General features: G+C 51.3%; 20 protein-coding genes. 2 read left to right on the forward strand and 18 right to left on the reverse strand.

The features are described 5' to 3' along the window. Positions 1–14: 14 nt before the first annotated feature. From AC4PHM_RS06315 to AC4PHM_RS06345, 7 genes are all read right to left on the reverse strand, one after another. A complete protein-coding gene (locus AC4PHM_RS06315) occupies positions 15–1745 on the reverse strand; it encodes an NADH-ubiquinone oxidoreductase-F iron-sulfur binding region domain-containing protein (RefSeq protein WP_492020048.1) in 1731 nt (576 codons plus the stop codon). Continuing rightward, positions 1745–2290: an NADH-quinone oxidoreductase subunit NuoE gene (gene nuoE / locus AC4PHM_RS06320; RefSeq protein WP_492020050.1), complete on the reverse strand. Its 546-nt coding sequence runs from the start codon at positions 2288–2290 to the stop codon at positions 1745–1747. The genes AC4PHM_RS06315 and nuoE overlap by 1 nt, the downstream gene beginning before the upstream one ends. Before the next feature lie 438 nt (positions 2291–2728). After that, the gene (gene idi, locus AC4PHM_RS06325) at positions 2729–3253 is read right to left on the reverse strand and encodes an isopentenyl-diphosphate Delta-isomerase (RefSeq protein ID WP_492020052.1); all 525 of its coding nucleotides are present in this window, start codon (positions 3251–3253) and stop codon (positions 2729–2731) included. Beyond that, a complete protein-coding gene (locus tag AC4PHM_RS06330; RefSeq protein WP_492020053.1) occupies positions 3253–4167 on the reverse strand; it encodes a DMT family transporter in 915 nt (304 codons plus the stop codon). Before AC4PHM_RS06330 ends, idi begins: the two co-directional genes overlap by 1 nt. Continuing rightward, positions 4164–4508 (reverse strand): hypothetical protein, encoded by a 345-nt coding sequence (locus tag AC4PHM_RS06335; protein WP_492020054.1) that lies wholly within the window; start codon positions 4506–4508, stop codon positions 4164–4166. Before AC4PHM_RS06335 ends, AC4PHM_RS06330 begins: the two co-directional genes overlap by 4 nt. Positions 4509–4628: 120 nt before the next feature. After that, complete coding sequence (locus AC4PHM_RS06340) at positions 4629–5189, reverse strand: biotin transporter BioY (RefSeq protein ID WP_492020055.1); 561 nt, start codon at positions 5187–5189, stop codon at positions 4629–4631. Between the two features lie 107 nt (positions 5190–5296). Beyond that, positions 5297–5695 carry an RbsD/FucU domain-containing protein gene (locus AC4PHM_RS06345; RefSeq protein ID WP_492020056.1) on the reverse strand — a complete coding sequence of 133 codons (399 nt, stop codon included), beginning with the start codon at positions 5693–5695 and terminating at the stop codon, positions 5297–5299. A gap of 158 nt (positions 5696–5853) precedes the next feature. Here AC4PHM_RS06345 and AC4PHM_RS06350 point away from each other — a divergent pair, with 158 nt between their 5' ends. After that, a complete protein-coding gene (locus AC4PHM_RS06350) occupies positions 5854–6180 on the forward strand; it encodes a 4a-hydroxytetrahydrobiopterin dehydratase (protein WP_492020058.1) in 327 nt (108 codons plus the stop codon). 135 nt (positions 6181–6315) lie between these two features. Here AC4PHM_RS06350 and AC4PHM_RS06355 read toward each other — a convergent pair whose 3' ends face one another. The 6 genes from AC4PHM_RS06355 to AC4PHM_RS06380 all read right to left on the reverse strand — a co-directional run bounded on the left by AC4PHM_RS06355 (position 6316) and on the right by AC4PHM_RS06380 (position 10789). After that, positions 6316–6921, reverse strand: a complete 606-nt coding sequence (locus tag AC4PHM_RS06355; RefSeq protein ID WP_492020059.1) for a 5' nucleotidase, NT5C type — start codon at positions 6919–6921, stop codon at positions 6316–6318. A gap of 190 nt (positions 6922–7111) precedes the next feature. Continuing rightward, complete coding sequence (locus tag AC4PHM_RS06360) at positions 7112–7816, reverse strand: ABC transporter ATP-binding protein (protein WP_492020061.1); 705 nt, start codon at positions 7814–7816, stop codon at positions 7112–7114. Beyond that, entirely contained in the window at positions 7809–8990 is a 1182-nt protein-coding gene (locus AC4PHM_RS06365) for an ABC transporter permease (protein ID WP_492020062.1), read from the reverse strand. The genes AC4PHM_RS06360 and AC4PHM_RS06365 overlap by 8 nt, the downstream gene beginning before the upstream one ends. Beyond that, entirely contained in the window at positions 8987–9616 is a 630-nt protein-coding gene (locus tag AC4PHM_RS06370) for a cobalamin B12-binding domain-containing protein (protein WP_492020064.1), read from the reverse strand. The genes AC4PHM_RS06365 and AC4PHM_RS06370 overlap by 4 nt, the downstream gene beginning before the upstream one ends. Before the next feature lie 239 nt (positions 9617–9855). Beyond that, on the reverse strand, positions 9856–10266 hold the full coding sequence (locus tag AC4PHM_RS06375; RefSeq protein ID WP_492020065.1) for a DUF1667 domain-containing protein: 411 nt from the start codon (positions 10264–10266) through the stop codon (positions 9856–9858). Further along, positions 10247–10789 (reverse strand): GNAT family N-acetyltransferase, encoded by a 543-nt coding sequence (locus AC4PHM_RS06380; protein WP_492020066.1) that lies wholly within the window; start codon positions 10787–10789, stop codon positions 10247–10249. The genes AC4PHM_RS06375 and AC4PHM_RS06380 overlap by 20 nt, the downstream gene beginning before the upstream one ends. Positions 10790–11078: 289 nt before the next feature. Here AC4PHM_RS06380 and AC4PHM_RS06385 point away from each other — a divergent pair, with 289 nt between their 5' ends. Continuing rightward, positions 11079–11279, forward strand: a complete 201-nt coding sequence (locus AC4PHM_RS06385; RefSeq protein ID WP_092592578.1) for a cold-shock protein — start codon at positions 11079–11081, stop codon at positions 11277–11279. A gap of 191 nt (positions 11280–11470) precedes the next feature. Here the strand turns inward: AC4PHM_RS06385 and AC4PHM_RS06390 are convergent, their stop codons facing one another. From AC4PHM_RS06390 to AC4PHM_RS06410, 5 genes are all read right to left on the reverse strand, one after another. Further along, positions 11471–11932 carry a COG2426 family protein gene (locus AC4PHM_RS06390; protein WP_492020067.1) on the reverse strand — a complete coding sequence of 154 codons (462 nt, stop codon included), beginning with the start codon at positions 11930–11932 and terminating at the stop codon, positions 11471–11473. Further along, the gene (gene thpR, locus AC4PHM_RS06395) at positions 11929–12612 is read right to left on the reverse strand and encodes an RNA 2',3'-cyclic phosphodiesterase (protein WP_492020068.1); all 684 of its coding nucleotides are present in this window, start codon (positions 12610–12612) and stop codon (positions 11929–11931) included. The genes AC4PHM_RS06390 and thpR overlap by 4 nt, the downstream gene beginning before the upstream one ends. After that, a complete protein-coding gene (locus AC4PHM_RS06400) occupies positions 12609–13181 on the reverse strand; it encodes a DNA-3-methyladenine glycosylase I (RefSeq protein ID WP_492020069.1) in 573 nt (190 codons plus the stop codon). Before AC4PHM_RS06400 ends, thpR begins: the two co-directional genes overlap by 4 nt. Positions 13182–13229: 48 nt before the next feature. After that, the gene (gene dsdA, locus AC4PHM_RS06405; protein WP_492020070.1) at positions 13230–15110 is read right to left on the reverse strand and encodes a D-serine ammonia-lyase; all 1881 of its coding nucleotides are present in this window, start codon (positions 15108–15110) and stop codon (positions 13230–13232) included. Positions 15111–15205: 95 nt separating this feature from the next. Continuing rightward, positions 15206–16228 (reverse strand): branched-chain amino acid aminotransferase, encoded by a 1023-nt coding sequence (locus AC4PHM_RS06410; protein ID WP_492020071.1) that lies wholly within the window; start codon positions 16226–16228, stop codon positions 15206–15208. Positions 16229–16257: the final 29 nt, after the last annotated feature.

A 16257-nucleotide genomic window follows, 5' to 3' on the forward strand; every position in this document is an offset into this window, starting at 1 on the left:
CATTCCTTTCGCCGTTAGTAGACACGAATCGCGTCGAATTTACACTTCTGGAAGCATTGTCCGCACTTGATGCAGGCGTCCTGATCGATCTCGTGAACCTTGCGCAGCTCGCCCTTGATGCAGGAAACCGGACACGCCTTCGCGCATACCGTACAACCGATACACTTGTCCGCGACGACCTCATAGCGGATCAGCGCAGCACACTGCTTCGCCGTGCAGGTCTTATTGTAAATATGGTCTTCATATTCGTTTCTGAAGTACTTGATCGTCGTCAGAACAGGGTTTGGCGCCGTTTGGCCGAGTCCGCACAGAGAGCCGTCCTTGACCTTGTAGCTGAGCTCCTCGAGGAGTTCAATGTCGCCGTCCTTGCCCTGGCCGTTTGTGATGCGCTCCAGGATTTCCAGCATGCGTTTGGTACCCATGCGGCAATACGTACATTTTCCGCAGGATTCCTTGCAGGTGAAATCCAGGAAGAAACGCGCCATGTCCACCATACAAGTGGTGTCGTCCATGACGACCATGCCGCCGGAGCCGACAATGGCACCGGTTCTTGTAATAGACTCATAGTCGACCGAGGTGTCGATCAGCTGCGCCGGCACACAGCCGCCGGATGGTCCGCCTAGCTGTACCGCCTTAAACGGTCTGTCGCCCACGATGCCGCCGCCAATGTCATAGATGACCTCGCGCAGGGACATGCCCATAGGCACTTCCACCAGGCCGCCTTTTTTGACTTTGCCCGTCAGCGCGAAGACTTTGGTCCCCTTGCTGCTCTCAATGCCGAACTTGGCAAACGCCGCGCCGCCGTTGCGGATGATCCAAGGCACGTTGGCAAAAGTTTCGACGTTATTGATGTTGGTTGGCAGCTGCCAGAAGCCCTTTTGCGCAGGGAACGGCGGCTTCAGTCTTGGCATGCCTCGCTCGCCTTCGAGGGACGCGATCAAAGCCGTCTCCTCGCCGCAGACAAACGCGCCGGCGCCCGCTTTGATGCGAAGATCAAAGTTTCTGCCTTTGATGCCAAAGATGTCTTTTCCGAGGATATTTCTCGCTCTTGCGTCTTTGATAGCCTTCTCGAGACGGCGGATCGCCAGCGGATATTCTGCGCGGACGTAAACGACGCCTTCATCAGAGTCAATGGCAAAACCGCAGATCATCATGCCCTCAATCAGGGTATGCGGATCGCCTTCGAGTACAGAGCGGTCCATGAACGCGCCCGGGTCCCCTTCGTCCGCGTTGCAGACGACGTATTTCTTAGGGCCCGGAGATTTTTTAGCCGCGTCCCATTTGAACCAGGTCGGGAAGCCCGCGCCGCCGCGTCCTCTGAGACCCGAAGTTTTGATTTCGTTGATGACGGCCTCCGGTGAGCTCGATTCGTAGCAATTGCGAATCGCCTCATAGCCGCCTATGTTTATGTAATCCTCGATATCCTCAGGATTGATGACACCACAGTTTTTCAGAACGACGCGGGGCTGCTTCACGAGACTATCGGCATCCTCCACGCTGATCCTGTTATTTGCGTAATTTCTGAAATCCGCAAGGATTGGTTTGACATCCTCAGGCATGACTTTGACAAACCGGAACACCTCGCCGCCCTCATGAACTTCCATGATAGGCTCCAGGTGACACATGCCAATACAGCCTGTAATCTCGTAATCGAACTTGAGATCCTGGATGGCTTCCAGCTCATCCATCAGTTTATGCGCGCCTGCTGCAAATCCGCAGCTGCCTGCGCCGACAAGCACTTTCATCAGCTGACCTCCATTTCAGATTGGGCCTCTGCCCTGAGCTCTCTCAGTACGCCGACTGTCTTCTCCGGCGTCAGCTTCGCGTAAGTTTCGCCGTTGATCATCATGACCGGCGCCAAACTGCAGCAGCCCAGGCAGGCGACATTTGTGAAAGTGAAAACACCGTCACTTGTCGTTTCGCCCTCACAGATGCCGAGCTCCTCCACGATAGCCTTCTCAATGGCAGACGCCCCGTTGACGTGGCACGCCGTCCCCTGACAAAGCATGATCAGGTTCTTGCCGACAGGCTTCATTCTGAACTGTGTGTAAAACGTGGCGACGCCGTAGAGCTTGGCCTCTTTCATGCCCGTTTTCTTGGCTATGTAAGTTAATGTTTCAGAAGGCAAAAATCCGTAAGTTTCCTGAACCCCCTGAAGAATAGTGATTGTACTGCCTTTGACTTTGCCGTACTTTTCAATGATTGGATCAATCAGACTGAGATCCACGAGCGCTCGATCCTCAACTTGATCCTGAATCCCCATGGGATCCTGTTTGCAGCTGCATGTCATTTTGGCACCCCGTTTCTTGATGTTTAAGCAATCAAAGCCTTGTTGAAATTTTCCAAACCTGCGGCATCATTTTAGCCTTTTTCTGCCGATGGTCTTTTCTGCAATTGTTCGTTTAACTTATGTCAAACACAGCCTTTGAGGCACATTGCACCACTATTTTATCACAAATCGGGTCATATGTTACCCAACATCTTATAATATCTTCACTTTATAGAAAGGTCACAAGTTTTCGAATAATTCTACAAATTGTAACTATTTGGGTGCAGGTCGGGACGCTTTGTGTCCCGATTGAATTTTCAATGGTTTGGAGGATTTTACGCCAGCGAAGCAGAGGAAGGAAGGCGGTGTCAGACACCGCCTTCCTTCCAATTTTTTTGTCAATAATCACAGAAAGCAACCCACTCTTCCAGGGCTGCTTTCCCTTAAAATTCAAATAATTTAAACGCGTTTAATTATTTCTTTAAACCAAGGCGTAAATTTCTCCGGATGAGCTTCGATCTCAAGCTTCAGCGTCTCCATGTCAATCCAGCGGACAGCTTCCACTTCTTCAGGATTGAGGTGATCTGCTTCCCCGTCGAAACGACCAGTGACCATGGTATCGTATTCGTGCTCCGTAAGGCCATTGTCAAAGGTGGCCTTATAAATAAAATGTCCCATGACCTGAAGGGCATTCGGCGGCATTACGATCCCCAGCTCTTCCCTCAATCGACGGGACGCGGCCGCGATGACAGCTTCCCCCTCTCTGGGATGACTGCAGCAGGCATTGGTCCAAAGACCAGGTGTGTGATATTTCCCAAGGGCACGCCTCTGAATCAGCATCTCCCCCGCGTCATTATACAGAAGTACCGAAAAAGCCCTGTGAAGAAGGCCTTTTTGATGGGCTTCCAGCTTTTCCATAGTTCCGAGAACCTGATTGTCCTCATTCACCAGCACTACTTTTTCTTCCCTATTATGAATCAACATTACGTCGCCTCCGAAGATCGCTGCCGTTTACTGAATTTTTGAACGAGGTTGAGTTCAGCCACCAGCATCCCGCCCAAAATGAGACCGCCGCCTATGACGCCGTTTCTGCCCAGGACTTCACCAATCATCACATAGGCAAACATGGCCGCGAAAACCGGCTCGCCGGAAAAGATCAGTGCGGCGTGGGTTGAAGTGGTGTACTTCTGCGCTACATTTTGAACAATAAACGCCAAAGATGTACAGATTATGGCCAAAAACAGGATGGCAAACCAGGTCTCACTGCCTGTTGGTATAATTGGCGTTTCAAACAGCAAGGAAGTGATGCCGCTGAAAACAGCTACAGTTCCAAGCTGCACAATGGCAAAGGGGATCGAGTCAACCTGCGTGGTGTATTTGCCTACTGCAAGAATGTAGAGAGCAAAGCCTGCCGCAGCAATGAGGGTCAGCAAATCTCCCAGGTTTAGGCTGCCGGCAGCGCCAACCTCAGCGCTTCCCCCAGTCAGTGTCATCAAGCCAAGACCTGCAAACGCCATGAAAGCACCAAGCAGCGAGGACCTGTCCGGGATACGCTTCAGAAAAAGCGCCATGAACAGCGGTACCATCAGCACATTGGTGCCCGTAATAAAGGCAGATTTTGAGATCGTCGTGATAGTAATTCCCACGGTCTGAAGGGCATAAGCCGCGAACATCACAGAACCGACGCCTATGCCGAGAAGCAAAGTTTTTCGGCTCATCCGGATCATATCCTTCAAAAAAATTATGACCGAAATGAACGTCGCAATGCCAAACCGGACTGCGAGAAAGTTGAAGGTCTCAAGTCCGACAAGCGCATTTTTCGTCAGCAGGAAAGACACACCCCAGGCTATGGTCACAATGAGCAGTGCCAAATCAGCTTTTACCTGATTTTTGTTCATGAGCGCGCCTCCGTGTCAGTGTCCGTTTCCAGCAGCTGATTCTCAATGTGCGCTCTGGCAAAATTAATCCCTGCCGCATAAATCAGATACAGAAAGAGTACCACAGCCGGCTTGGCAATCAACCAGGCTGCCAGGGCAACACCGACAAAACCAAGGCCTATGATCAGATGGTATCGCTTTGTTTTTTCTAAAAATAACGTCTGACTCACAGCGTCTTCATATCTGATCCGCTGGCCAATGCTGCCGTACTGGGGTTTCCCCCCCTGTTTGATCTGGAGCGCGATATAAATCATCCAAATGCCAAGCGCCGCAGTCAATATTACCAGTATAATTTTACCCATGATTCACCTCATATGAATTGTCTAAGCTGTATTTAAGGCGCCATGAGCAGAAATTTCCGGCTCTGGACTCCACAGCCAGACAGCATTGTCAAGTCTGACTGTGAAGAACAAAACGACGCCTTACTGTTGCAATAAATTTTTTGGCATGCGTGATGCTGTTATGGCCGCAATGGCAACTTTAAAAAGATCCCCCGGCAGAAATGGCATAGCGCCCGCAATGAAAGCTGCACTCAGAGTCATGCCTGTGGACATTGCCAGCCAAGGTACCCCAATGGCATAAACGACGAGAACCCCACCGACAAGTGATGCGATCACTGCACCTTTAAATCCTTGAATTTTGGATTTCAACGCATCAATAACGACAACCGACAAGATCCAGCTAAAAAGATAGCCACCTGTCGGACCTACTAAAATGGACAAGCCGGCGCGTCCGCCTGAAAAAACAGGTACGCCAGCCGCACCCAGGAGCAGCATAAGTGTAACGGCCATAACGCCGCGCTTTTTCCCAAGCAGGAGACCAATGAGCATGATTCCAAAAGTCTGCCCTGTAACCGGCACCGGTGAAAAAGGCAGCGGGACGGCGACGTAAGCCAGAACAGCGAGAATCGCAGTGAACATGGACACCAGCATCATATCGCGAAGGGATAAGTTTGTACGGTTGGCAGCATTTGTGGTTGTCATGATTGTAAACCTCCAAAGTAGAATTAGTTGACAATTCGAGTATAAAACCCCGGTTCTCCATTGTCAACCTATTTTAATTTTCGGTTTACATTAATGATGCTCTCTCTTTAAACTTCTCTTTCCCTCAAAACGACACTGGCTTGAACTTCAGTTTCACCAATCCTTACTGCAAAGCGGGCGCTTTTTGCGAGGATCTTAAATTGACGGTAGGTCAGCGCTTCCATTTTAGCGTCATTGACTTCAGCCAGGCTTTCAATATAGCTTTTCGCCTCAGAATCTGCCTTTTCCAGTTCTTCAGTCCTGGTGATCTGGTCAACGTCCAGTTGAGACATCAACAACTCAAAAGTGGTTTTAAAGGACGGCACACCGTCACAAAGCGCAAGGTCAATGACCTCTACGCCCTCTGGCGCCGGAAAGCGCGCGGCTATGACCGCGATCCGGTCCCCCGCGCCAACTTTACTGAGTGCCGCGTTCAGCGCAGCATTGAGAATAGGATTTCGACTCATGAAAATTCTCCTCTTGTTAAAAAAAATTTTTTTCCTGTCAAGTTCCACAGCCCCTCACCCGAGCGCAGGGCGCTCACTGTTTAATTCAAGCCTCTAAGGTGTATAAATGAGATATCACTCAAACTATACACCCACGCATCTTACGAGGAGGGTTCCTCATGGAAGTCTTACTGGCAAAACAATGTATTCCTTGCACCATTGACACCCCGCCCCTTGAGGCGGATGAAATCCAGCGCCTGAAGCCACAGCTTCACAGCGACTGGGCAGTACTTGATGACAAGCAGCTGGAACGCCGCTTTAAATTCAAGGACTTCGTCAGCGCCCTGGAATTCGTCAACAGAATTGGTCTTCTGGCCGAAGAAGAAGGCCATCACCCCGACCTTGAACTGAGTTGGGGCCGCGTCGTCGTCAGGCTGATGACCCATAAGATTAAAGGCCTGTCCTACAACGACTTCATTCTGGCAGCAAAAATCGACCTTTTGTAAGGCTGCCAACCACCGCAATATAGTCACTATACAAAGTCACTACGCTATGGTTACTATGCAGGGTCACAATCCAACAGCACAAAACGCCCAACAAGCGCGCTCTCCCGAAACACGGCGGGAGCGCGTTTTTCTCGTCTATCCCTTCATCTTCAGCCGCTCATACAATTCCGACCAGCTGCTGACTGCCTCGCCGTCCCAGCCACGGTTATAATCCGTAATCCTGCCGTTGTAATTAAACAAAATTTTCCGCTGAGCCTCAGTGGACCGCAAATTGGTCGGGTGGTCATCCACAAACACCGCTCCCGGCTCCAGCATGTGAACACGGCCTTTGCCTACTCCATTGTTGGATTTATTGACCAAGATGATGATCTCATCCACAAAGGGCATGTGCTGTTCAATCCACATCACCTTTTTAGATCCGTTCTCAGGGGAAGCCGAGGTACAAATGACTATTTCGTAGTCGGACTTCAGTGTCTGAATGGTTTGAAAGGCGCCATCGTAAAATTCAAGGTGGTTGAAAAAGTCCTCAAGTCCAAAGATCCGCCGCACTTCTGCGACAGGATCCGCGCAGCGCTGATGAATGAGCGGACACGCATGCCGGAACACCCAATCTCCTGCATGCTCCTCATGTGCCGGCACAAACTCTTCAAAATGCTGATACTGCTGATTATAGACCGCGCAAAAAGCGCGTTCGGAATTGACAATGGTCGAGTCAAAATCCAGATATAGTGTCGGTTTCATGTCAACCTCCCAAAGCAATCGAAACTCATTACAAATTTGCATGTCTAATTATTATACCTCGTTCACGCGTTAAAGGGAAGAAGTTGAACCAGAAACAGGACCCTTTCATCCTAATTTCCATTTCCCCCTCTTCCCACGTTTTCCCCCGTCTTCCCTCGACTTCCCTCGACTTCCCTCGTCTTCCCCCGCCTTAAAATCCTCTTCTAAAATCCGCGAACACCCGGCCTTCCCGCAGCTCGATGATCCTGTCGGACCGCTCCGCCAGGCTTCTCTCATTGTTGATCATGATGCAGGTCGTCCTGAACTTCTCATGGACCTGCCAAATCAGACGGATCACGACCTCAGCCGAGCGCTCATCCATCCCTGCCACAGGCTCATCGATAAGAAGAATCGACGGCATGTTGACCAGCGCCCTGACCAGGGCCACCGTTTTCTGCTGGGTCTCAGAGAGTGCCCAAGGGTACTCGGCTTCACAGCCGGACAACCCGGCTTCGAGAATCAATTTTTTGGCATAAGGTAAGCCGGAAGTCTCCACTTTGCCGTTAAGAATCCGATCTGGCAGCAGCACATTCTCCAGCACGTTAAATTCCGGAATCAGGGCCGGACGCTGAAAAACGAAACCGAGTTCCTGCCTTAAATACCGCCCGCGTGTCGCCCCCGTCATCTCTGAAACACGCCGCTCACGCACCAAGACGTCCCCTTGATCCGGCGTCAGCAACAACCCGGCGATCTGAAGCAGCGTACTCTTGCCTGCGCCGCTTGGTCCGGAGATTGTGGTGATCTGACCATCGGCAAAAGACAGGTCAATGCCGGACAGCACTCGCTTCTCGTTGTTTTTTCCAAAGGATTTAACAACCCCGGAAAGTGATAATGCCGATGGTTGACTGTTACCCATGCCTAATCACCTCCGCAGGATCTTTGCGGTCCACCCACCGTGCCACGCCGTTTGCCGCCACTGCCGAAGCCAGCGGCAGCACCGCCAGGGACAGGCTCAGGCTGATCAGGCTGAGTTCAGGCACCTGCTGATAAGCGCTCACACCCAGCACAGACTGAGTCTTATAGAGTCGAATAAGCCCGGACCCCGCCGCAATTCCTCCAAAGACCCCAAACAGCGACAGGTAGAAAGCATAGAGCGCAAACACCATCCCCCCCTGGCCGCTGAGAAGCCCAAGGGACTTAAACACCGCCAGCTGGACAGAGCGCTGATAGACGGACAAAGACAGGATCAGCACCGTCCCCACGAAAATAATCAGCGTCACTGCGATCATCAACAGTCTTATGGCACTGCGCTGCAGGGTTGCGGCCTCAAACAGCTGCGCATGGGTCGTCTCCCAGCTTTTGATCTCGAGGGACGGCCGGACAAGTACAGTTGCCAGCGCCAGCGACGCTTCGCCTGCCTTAAAAGCGTCCTCCAGCTGCAGCTCAATTTGCGCTGCGGTCTCTGCCAGCCCAAACGCCGCCTCCAGAGCGGACAAATCCACATAAGCCATTGAGGCATTATCTTCTTCAAGCTTCAAGTCAAAAATGCCAACAATATTAAAAGTTGCCGTTTTTCCCTGACCATTTTCCAGACTCACCGCATCGCCAACCTCCAGCGACAAGCGCTCCGCAAGCAAAGTCCCCACGACAATTTCACGGCCCTCGTTAAAGGTTCTCCCACTAATCATGGCGCTTCCCAGCGGGTAGAGATCCCCAGCAAGGTCAAGCTTCAGGCCCCGCACCGTCAGAGGCACGTCACCCGCAGTCGCCTGACCGGACGCCGGCAGCTTCAGCACCACTTGCTGATCCAGCGTTGGCGTCATAGCACCAAGCCCAGGCAGTGCTTTGCCGATGGTTTCCTCAAGCCCAACAAGATCCTCCGCACCTTCCGTCGTTCCTCTGAGCTGCCTCACCACAACGTGCGGAATATGCCCTGCATAGGTCTCGTCCACTGCGGCGCGCATCCCTTCGACGAGCCAGGTCGTTATCACCAGCACCGCGACGCCCATAGTCAAGCCGGCCACAATCAAAGCGGACTGCACCTTGGTTCTTCTTATAAATCTCATGGCAAAATAGGACGCCAGCCTCATCTGAGCTCACCTCGGATCATTTCAAACAACGCCTCATGATTCGAGACCACACTGACCTCAGGAAAAGCGTCCGCATTGTGCCTGAGGGAAGCGCCGCCTGCAGCGATCAAAAGCTGCGGGAACTTTCCTCTGAGCTGGCCAACAGCATCTTTTAACGCCAAAAGGTTATAATGGTGCGTGACACTAAACACTAAAGCTGCCGGTTTGACGCTGTCAACCAATAACAGCAGCTGATCCGCCGGCAGGTCCGCGCCAATAAAGCGTGCATTGAACCCTTTGATCCGCAGCAGGGACGTAGTGACCTTGGCGCCAAGGATGTGGGTTTCGCCGTCTGGACAGACGACGACTATGGGTGCGGCGCCTTTTTTGTTTTTTTGATAAAACGCCTCTATATTGAGCCTGAGATTGGCAAGAACCAAATCCAGAATCTCACTTCGAATGTGCTCTTTCCAGATTGCGCCGCCATCCCTTGTCCATCCTTGGATGGAGCTCATGCTATGGGCAATGCCTTCGCGAAGAAAAGCAGAGAGGCTTTCTTCGGAATCCGCATAGTGGACAGCGGCCAGGATAGCGCCTTCGAGATCCTCGGCACCGACCAGGCTATTGAACGTCTCAAATTGAGTCATAAGCTCACCTCGCGTATTTCATACCCAAAACAAAGACCTGTCTAACGATGTTGTTCGCTTGACAGGTCTGGCATTCAAGGGTAGTTTGTTGCAGGCTGAACTAGTACAGCATTCTTGAAATATCTATGCAAATGAACGTAAAACCTGCTGGCAAAATTCAGGCTTATAATTCATTTTTTATTGCACAGTTATTTCCGGAATGAACTACTAAACGGGTGCTTTCAATGGGTCTCGATTTTTTAGTCATTGAACTCAGGTGTTTTAATAACCGACCGGGCCGGCATCTTCCTCGTCGCAACCAGGTCCACGCCGCTGCCGCCGACGTTCCTGAATACAGTAGCGCCAGCTTCCACGGGCGCTTTGACTGTTTCAGGCTTCAGCGCGGCCTCAATCACTTCCGAAAGACTTTCGCCGATGGGCGCCTCCGTGCGCACCGCCATACGCTTCATGAGGCCGTTCTCTACCGGGACCAGATAGGTCCTGAACTTGACCGCATCCGGATGGTAGGCTTTCGCGAAGGACTCGCCTCTGGGGCATTTATTGCCTTTCACAATCCCGTTCTCCGGCTCATAGATCATCCGGCACTTTGCCGTGCAGGCTTTGCAGATGATCTTCAGGCTTTTTTCGGGATCACGATGTGGTCGCTTCATCCTCTTGTTCCTCCGCGGGATAACGCCAGACATAGAGGTCTGGAGCGGTGTAAATTCGCTTGTAGTCTGACTTTTCAAGAACGCGGATCGACGCGGCGTTGTCTTTATTCGTACAAGCTATTATTTTTTTCGCCCCCGGCAAGGTGAGTCCAAAGGCCGTGAATACCTTCAGCGCGTCCGTCATGTAACCTTTTTCTCTGAACTCTCGACGGATGCCATAGCCAACCTCTATGGTGCCATCCTCATCCGGTGGGCCTTTGTACCCTATAGTGCCCAAAATTTCATGTCCCTCCAGCGCTACAATCAAAAAATAGGCAGAGAAAATGGCGAGATCCGGGGCCTCTTTCATCTTCATCAGCTTGATTTCCAGTATTTTTGACATATGCTCATCCGGCGCCTCAAGCGCGCCTCTCAGATCATACCGCTTGGCAGTCCGTCCAGGATCTGTCAGCTGGTCCGCCAGATCCTCTGCTGTCAAAGGAATTAAATAAGTCATTTCGCCTATCAGCGCTCTGTCCATCATGATGCGATGTATCCGGTTTCGGATGCATCACGACCCTCCTTTTGTCATTTTGCTGCTCTGCGGTCATGCATGTTTAGGATTTCCAGTTTTACCAGCGGTCGGTCTTCGCTATAAGAGTTTCCCGATGGCTGCTGCGTCTGCGAATTCCTATATTATTTATATTATCACTTTCTGAGCCAACATAAAATCTGAAATGAATTTTCCAATATTTTCGAATTCTGCATTGACATTTCTAACCCTGACTGATAGAATCATACTTGTAAATTTTAATTCATTGGAGGAATTTGAAATGGAAAAAGGAACAGTAAAATGGTTTAACTCGGAAAAAGGCTTCGGCTTCATCACTGTTGAAGGCGGCAACGACGTTTTCGTTCACTACACTGCGATCCAAGGCGAAGGCTTCAAGACTCTTGAAGAAGGCCAAGCAGTTGAGTTCGAGATCGTTCAAGGTCAAAAGGGTCCTCAAGCTGCTAACGTCAGCAGACTCTAATTTCCGAAGAACCACACTTCGTCTTATTCAAACTTTGAGACAAAAGTCTGTTCCTTGTTCTACTTGGAATAGCACCTTGATTCAAAAAGTAAATTAAGATCACGAGGAAAGGGCTTATGCCCTTTCTTCTTTTTTTGCGGATGAAAAGGGAACATGGCGTCGTCATGCTCCCTTTTCTTTTGGGCTAGACTTCAAAAGAGGATGTGCTCCGTCACCATAAAGACTATAATGCCAGCAGCAACCACGCCGGCAATGATGGCTATAGAGGCATTGCGGGGATGAATCCTCAGGATCACCGCCGCTATGCAGCCTGTGTATACCCCTGTGGTTGGCACTGGGATCGCCACCAGAATAAAAAGCCCCAGCAGTCTGTACTTCCTGTAATTCTGTACCTTAGATGCAGCACGGACTTCCAGGCGTTCCACAAAGCCCCTAAGCTGTTCCAGACGCTTCATGTGCGCGAACAAGGGCTCAATGATGAGCAGCAGAACCGGCACGATCACTGAATTTCCAATGATCGCTAGAACGGTACTGTGAAGCGTTGAAAAACCCAGGGATACCCCAAGGGGAATCGCGCCTCTGAGCTCAACAACTGGCATCATGGACATGGCAATTATATAGAGTTCATTTGGTATCTGCTCTAAAAAGCTCATAGGCGCTCCCGAAGCCGGCCTATTGCAATGGGCACATACACCAGCCGGCCGGAAATTCTCTTACTTTCAAACAACGTCAGGGTCTCAATGCGAACCTTGATCTTCTCCGTACGGAGGGTTACCGCGTCATCCTCCGCCACGATTTCACGACCCAGTGTCACATGGGGTCTGAAGGGCCTGCTCGCGCCGGGCTGCGTTGAAACGGCGGGTTTTCCCAGAGTAAACAGAGTCTTATCCGCTGCGGCCATGACGTGTTTGTATAAAGCCTCCAGCCGGTCTGAAGCCTCAGACCCAAACCATAGAATCTTGCGATTCTTCCTGGAGAAAAAACCGGTATTACAAAGGGTCAGTTCAAAGGCATCACTGACTTCAGCCGCCTCTGCCACGCATTCTTTCCAGGCGGCCACCGCTTCCTCGGTGACTTCTCCAATGAAGAACACCGTTAGATGATAATTGTCTGCGTCTGTCAATTTGCCCTTTTGAATTCGCGACAGCACTGGTCCGGCCATCTTATGGACGCGGACTTTTACTGCAGGGGGCAACTCAAGACCAATAAAAAGCCTGACCACCTTTGGTTTTTCTTTCCCAGCCTTAATCCCTCCGGCACTGTCCGTCTCAGAGACAGCAGCAGGCGAACCCACCGCCTTACCCTTGATGATCTTGCCCTCTTGAACTCTCATTTGGACAACCTTTGAACAATGTCATGACGGGCACAGGATACCAAATGGTCATTGATGAGCCCTGTCGCCTGGAGGTGGGCGTAGATTATTTTGGTGCCCACAAACTTCATCCCTCTGGACTTGAGGTCCCGGCTGACGGCATCAGATACCTCATTCTCACAAGGCACTTCTTCCAAAGTTTTGGGATAATGAATCAGAGGCTTCCCTTCCACAAAACGCCACAGGTAGTTTGAAAAGCTGCCGAATTCATGCTGGATTTCCAAAAAGATCTTGGCATTCAATATGGATGCTTCAATCTTTTTGCGATTACGAACTATACCCGGATCCTGCATCATCCGCTCAATTTCAGAAGGCCCGAAAGCTGCCACTTTAACCGGATCAAAGCCTTCATAGAGACGTCTGTAGTGGTCGCGCTTTCTCAGAATGGTCAGCCAACTGAGACCGGCCTGCGCAGACTCCAGCACCAGAAACTCAAAATGTAGTCGATCCTCATAAACCGGAACACCCCATTCATGATCGTGATAATCTATATAGATGGGGTCAGACAAGCACCAAGGACAACGGGACATCACAGATCCCTCCCTTCTTTTCTCCGTCGAAGCATTAGGGGAGTTAAGCTACAAGGTTTTTTTATAAAAATAGCGCTTCAGTCCATCCGGGTAATCATCGAGAATTCCAAACGCTTTGTAGCCCAGTTTTTCATAAAAGTCCGGCGCTTGAAAACTGAACGTATCCAGATGGGCAAATACCGCGCCTTCTTTCCTGGCTATCGATTCTGCGCGATTCAGAAGTCGCTCTCCCCATCCCTGGCCCCTAAGCGCGTCCTCAACGAAAAGTTTATCCACGAACAAAGCGCTTCTGTAGATTTTACCGATCAATCCACCCAGCAGCTCGCCTTCTGCTGTTCTGAGAAAGAGTCTGAGTATCCTGGATTTTTCAACATGAGTTGGCCAGCTCTGAAGGTTATAATTCCATAGCCGCTCGCCGATTAAAGCCTCGTCTCTGATTTGATCTTCTTCTGATGTATCCAGACCTTCATCCAATACAATCTGCATGGATGGGGATTCATGGGACGTACCGGAATTGGATCTGCCGGAATGAGCCGACCATGAGCTGTTTTGATACAGCTGCCTGCCACTTTCAATATCTTTTTCCATAACCTCTTCCGGCACCATGCTCCCGCCGGTTGCCCAGGCAAGGTGGATCGACTGACTGAGGGCTTCCGGCGTATATTGCTCAAGCAGCGCCTCATAGACGGCCGTGTCCCGTTTCAGCCAGGACGGTCCGCTGATGCCCGCGAGGGCGGAAGGCTCCAGGCGAAGGGACTCAGCGTCCGCCATCCGGGCCAGGTCTGACAGCATGTGTTCGTCTGTGACGCTGAAGACACCATCCAAAAGATGTCTCAGGACTTTCCCTACGAACAGGGAAGGACGTCCGACGGCGAGACCATCGGCAATAGTCCTGTTGTCCAGGCCAAAATCCTGGACGCTGACAGCGTCATGCCGGTCGGTCATCATGCCCAGAAGCATGCAGGGAGAATGGGTCGGCTCAGCGAAATAGCAGTGGACATGTTCGCCAAAGAGCATCTTGAGGCCAAAGGCGACGCCTCCGGGACCACCGCCGACTCCGCAAGGCAGATAGACAAACAGCGGAGAGGATTCGGAGGGCGTAAAGCCCAGTTGATCCAGCTGAGTCTTCAGGCGCAGGGCGGCCACGGCGTATCCCAGAAAAAGGTTTATAGAGTTTTCATCATCCACAAAATAGGTTTTGGGATCCTTTTCTGCTTCCTTTCGCCCCTGTTCCACCGCAACGCTGTAATCCGAATCGTATTCGAACACTTCCACGCCCTTCTGGCGCAGCAGCGCTTTTTTCCAGGCCTTGGCATCCGAGGACATGTGCACCTGGGCTTTAAAGCCCAGCGCGGCACTGATGATGCCTATGCTGAGTCCCAGATTACCGGTGGAACCCACCGCGACGCTGTAGTCAGAGAAAAATTTCTTGAACCTTGGCTCCGCGAACGCAGCGTAGCTCATGCCAGGGGTCAGTAGTCCCGCTTCCACCGCCAGCTGCTCCGCGTGCTGCAAAACTTCATAGATGCCGCCCCGGGCCTTGATTGATCCCGATATTGGCAGATGGCTGTCGAGTTTGAGCATCAATCGGCCAAAAGGCACTGCATAGGGTGTCTTCTCAAGTTCAGCCTGAAATGCCTCGACGCGGCGAATTTTCGATTCCAGAAGGCCCTTAGTGCCTCGCGTCTCAGGGAACGCCTCCATGAAGAAGGGGGCGAAGCGCTTTAGTCTATGCGCTGCAGACTGAATATCCCCCAGGGTAATCCCCGATTCAAGGATCGCTTCCTCGACAGGCTTCAGATTTTGATTGCTCCAGAATACCTCTTCATAGCGTCTGATGCTGCGAATTTTGGGGTATTCGTTTTCCCAGGTCTCAAGGGCTTTGCCAAGAACTTGATCCACAGCGGATGCTGCTTGCAGTTGACTCATCTCTGACATCTCCATACGCCTCCAGCTTTCAGTTGTTAAACAGACACAACCCGTGGGCAGCTGGCGCCGCTCACGGGTTATTGACTTAATTTTTCTTATTCAACTTCGTAGATCCAGCCTTTAGGGGCTTCAATCTCGCCAAACTGGATGCCCGTCAGCGTGTCATAAAGCTTGCGCGTAACCGGTCCAACTTCAGTCTCACTGAAGAACACCGTTTCTTTGCCTTTGTGAGTGATGGACGCAATTGGCGTAATGACCGCTGCAGTGCCGCAGGCGCCGGCTTCTGCAAACTCATCCAGATTGTCGATCAGCACGTCGCGCTCTTCGACCTTCATGCCGAGGTAATCCCGGGCGATCTGAATCAGAGAGAGCTTGGTAATGCTCGGAAGTATGGACGGTGATTTTGGTGTGACGAAGACGCCGTCCTTGGTGATGCCAAAGAAGTTGGCTGCGCCGACTTCCTCAATTTTCGTATGGGTGGCCGGATCCAGGTAGATACAATCCGCATAGCCCTGCTTCGCCGCTAATTCATGAGGCAGCAGACTTCCGGCATAGTTGCCGCCGACTTTGGCAGCACCTGTGCCATTTGGCGCCGCGCGGTCATAATCCGTGACAATGAATTTAACCGGCGCAAGTCCCGCTTTAAAGTAAGCGCCTACCGGCATGCAGAAAACGCTGAATAAAAATTCAGGCGCAGGCTTGACCCCTATGTTGTCGCCAATTCCAATCAGGAATGGGCGCAGATAAAGCGTCGCGCCATGGCCATAAGGCGGTACCCATTCACGGTTGGCTCTGACGACTTGCTTGCAGGCCTCAATAAATTTCTCGGTTTCATAGTGCGGCATAAGTATGCGGTCACAGGTCGCCTGCATCCGCTTCGCATTCTCGTCCGGTCTGAAAAGATGGATGCTGCCATCCTTTGCCGTATAGGCTTTTAAACCTTCAAAACATTGCTGTCCATAGTGGAGAGAGGTGGATGCCTCGCTGATGGTGATTCTGTCACTGTCGAACAAGCCACCCTCATCCCATTTGCCGTCTTTCCAGAATGAACGAAAGCGCCAGTCGGCTTTCATATACCCAAAACCCAACTGGCTCCAGTTGATTTCATTTGGTCTCATCGTTACGCCTCCTTTTGCCTTTATCATAC

The sequence above is a fragment of the Acidaminobacter sp. QWL-03 genome (assembly GCF_058683855.1).